The following is a 675-nucleotide window of genomic DNA, read 5'->3' as shown; positions in this document are numbered from 1 at the left end:
ATGGAACGGATTGGGGGCATAACGGGGACGCTGCTCTTTATGGAAAAAGTTATATTTGACAAAGGCCTCTATTCCGTTCTCCTGCATAAACCGGTAATTTTCTTCCGACCCGTAGCCGGAGTCTGCCACACCGATACCCGGAAGCCTGTCGTAGCGGTGTAGAAATGAAGTAAAGAAAGGAATGAGCGTAAGTGTATCGGTTGGATTAGGAAAGAGCCCAAAGTCTGTGATGAACTGATTCTCCGTACCTATCTGCAGATTGTATCCGGGTTTGGTCTGTCCATTCTTCATGGCATCTTCTTTCATACGCATGAATGTAGCGTCGTGGTCGGTTTTAGAATAAGAATTGCGCCCACCAAGAATATCAAGATGATTGTCGTACTCCATGAGTTTGTCCCGATGGCTTTCAAGCTCCTTGATTTGTTTCTCCTTTTGGCGACGGGTCTTTTTCTCTTCCTTACCGTTCGGTTCTGGAGCATGTTCCAAGGCATCTTTAAGTTCGTTCACTATATCAGAGAGCATGGCGGGGCTAAACTCCACAGGTGTATCTTTTACTGAATTCTCTTGTGCGATGGCTTCATCCACCTGTTCTAAAAGGACACGGATCTTATCCATCAGCTTTGCCCGGTTTCTCTCAACCGTCTTGCGCCAGACGAAAGTGTATTTGTTGGCCTT

General features: G+C 46.4%; 1 protein-coding gene. It reads right to left on the bottom strand.

All coding sequences use genetic code 11. The features are described from left to right. The coding region (locus H8S65_RS20860) for a transposase (RefSeq protein WP_186931722.1) at positions 1 to 675 on the bottom strand (675 nt) is incomplete at both ends.

This window comes from Parabacteroides hominis (genome assembly GCF_014287585.1).
Classification (GTDB): Bacteria; Bacteroidota; Bacteroidia; order Bacteroidales; family Tannerellaceae; genus Parabacteroides; species Parabacteroides hominis.
Note: the sequence above shows the minus strand (reverse complement) of the source record. Positions and strands in the feature narration are given on the sequence as shown.